The organism is Williamwhitmania sp. (assembly GCA_035529935.1).
Taxonomy (GTDB): Bacteria; Bacteroidota; Bacteroidia; order Bacteroidales; family Williamwhitmaniaceae; genus Williamwhitmania.
The window spans coordinates 1-2,708 of sequence record DATKVT010000085.1; the positions used below are offsets into that span (position 1 = coordinate 1).

Annotated in this window: 2 protein-coding genes; both read left to right on the forward strand. The window is 44.4% G+C overall.

The features are described from left to right. A partial coding sequence (locus VMW01_06800) for a hypothetical protein (protein ID HUW05950.1) occupies positions 1–817 on the forward strand: 817 nt, incomplete at its 5' end. Beyond that, on the forward strand, positions 814–2,535 hold the full coding sequence (locus tag VMW01_06805; protein ID HUW05951.1) for a D-glucuronyl C5-epimerase family protein: 1,722 nt from the start codon (positions 814–816) through the stop codon (positions 2,533–2,535). The genes VMW01_06800 and VMW01_06805, both read left to right, overlap by 4 nt. Positions 2,536–2,708 lie beyond the last annotated feature (173 nt).

Here is a 2,708-nt window from a genome sequence, read left to right on the forward strand (position 1 = left end):
CTACGGTGTGGAGACTTTCTTCTATACCATAACATATATTATTGTTCCTGTGGTAGTTGGCTGGTTCCTAATCCGAAGTACTACCCAAGGCTGGTTTGGTGGTAACATCCAAGGTGCCTATAAAATTGTAACCGGAATAGTGCTTCTGCTCACTATTCTGGCCAGCATTGTAATTCATCAGCATAGATTTAAAAATCCTAAGCAAAAGAAGTTTCTTTACCTGCACTTCGACAGGTTATGGAAGAAGATGCTGATGCTTGCATCCTTAAAGGGAATGGTTCAGGGGTATCTGGTTACTGCACCCGCCATTCTAATCATGACCTTAGTTGGCAATGAGGCAACTCTTGGGACTATTCAAAGTATTAGTGGAATACTAACGGCTTTCATACTCTACTTCCTGGGAAGAACGACAAAGCCCAAACATAGGATCTACATTTTTGCCGCTGGTATGACCGTTTTTCTTATTGGTGCCCTTACCAACCAGATTCTGTTTTCCGCCATTGGGGTAATTGTGTTTGTTCTATGTAAAGTGCTGTTCATGCCCTTGCACGATATTGCCTACTTCCCTATTCAGATGCAGGTAATCGATATCTTGTCGGTAAAGGAGAACCGCAGCAAATATGCCTACATTTTCAACCATGAGTTTGGCCTGTATGTGGGGCGATTCTTTGGGCTTGTACTATTCATTGGCCTAGCCTTCTACGTTTCAAAAGATTTCGCCCTAAGGTATTCTCTAGTAATTGTTGCGCTTATCCAGATGCTCTCCATTCCACTTGCGAAAAACATAATGAAAGATTCTTATTCTAAAGAGAAATGAAAAAGTACCTCTTCATCGTAGTCGCTTTAGTGCTGCTAGCCAGCTTAAATTTCTGCACTTCCCATAAGGGAAAGCCTGTGGTTCAAACACCCATAGCGCGCGTCGATCAAATGCCGGACATACCACAGCCGCTTAAAATTATTGACTGGAAAAAGAAAACAATGCAGTTCGACAGCCTTGTTTATGACTTCAACAATCATGAATCCGATGGTCCATACATTTGGCTCGACAGCGCCAGAAGAAACATCAACCAGGTTACGTTTGGCCTATATACAGTGATTGGTGACGTACGCCAGGGACCAAAGAAAAACAATGGGGAGTTTCATGAGGCTTTAACATCCTTGAGCTCGCTGATAAGTGCTGGGCTTAACGGAATCGATAAGACAAACCAGCACGGCTTCAATTACGTGAAGATGGTGCAGAACTATTTCAACAGCGACACCAAGTGGAATATTGTGATGAACAACACCAACCCAACCGTGGCAATGGCTGGTGGTGGTTATGGGCGTGATTGGTGGTACGACGTTTACCCCAACGTGCTTTACTACGCAGTGGCAGCCCTCTATCCCAAGGTTGAAAACACAAATTACATTCTCCAAAAGGTTGCAGACCAGTTCTATAAAGCCGACTCGGTATTGAACGGAAACTACAGCTACTCCTATTTCGACTACGCCAATATGAAGGGCATGCGTAACCAGGTTCCATGGGAACAGGATGCCGCTGGTGGACAGGCTTGGGTACTCTATTCGGCCTATCAAAAATTTGGTGATAAGCGCTACCTAAAGGGAGCTGAAAGTGCAACCGAAGCTTTACTCAACCAGAAGGAGAGTCGCTTTTATGAAATTCTCTTACCATTTGGAGCCTATACCGCCGCAAGGCTAAATGCGGAACAAGGAACCCACTACGATGTTACCAAGCTGCTAAACTGGACATTCGACGGTTGTCAAGATAAGGATGCCCGGTATGGCTGGGGCGTAATTGCCGAAAAATGGGGTAATGACGATGTAGATGGCCTTGTGGGTAGCATTACCGATGGGGGTGGCTATGGATTCTTTATGAATTCGGTAGCCATGGCTTGGCCTCTAGTTCCCATGGTAAAATATGAACCGCAGTATGCAACGGCTATTGGCAAGTATATGCTAAATGCGGTAAATGCCTCACGCCTCTTTTACCCTGACCAGGTTGACAATGCCCACCAATGGTTGCCTGAAATGAAAAATATCACACACGGAATAATTGGATACGAAGGCCTCCGCAAAATGGATGATTACGGTAAACCCATACTTAAAGGCATTTCTCCAGTAGCCACTGGCGATGGACCAAAATGGGTGAAAGGGCAGCCCAAGGAATCGATGTTCAGCATATACAGCACCTCTATAGTAGGTGTCTTTGGGGCCATTGTCCATAAAACGGATGTGGATGGTATTCTCGCCCTCGATTGCAACGCCACCGATTTCTATGGAGAAAACAAGTACCCTGTTTACCTCTACTACAATCCATACAAGGAGGTCAAAACAGTTAACTATACCTCAAGTAGCAGCGTTGACCTCTTCGACATTATTTCCAAAAGATATATGGTTAAGGGTGCTAATGGGAATGTAAGTATTCAGCTGCCAGCCGATCAAGCCTCTTTAATCGTCGTTCTTCCTGCAGGAACAGAGCTTAGGAACGATGGAACGAGAGTGATGGCTGGTGATGCTGTAATTGCCTATAAATAATTTGAGTAGTAGTAGAATTGTGAATTTATTCAACAACCTAAATTATGAAAAGACTGGTATTTCTTGTGATGCTCCTTTCACTTTCCTTAACGATGTTTGCACAGCAGTCGGTGGAAGGAACAGTAACCGATGCCAAAACAGGTGAAACCCTGATAAGCGTGACGGTTCAAATT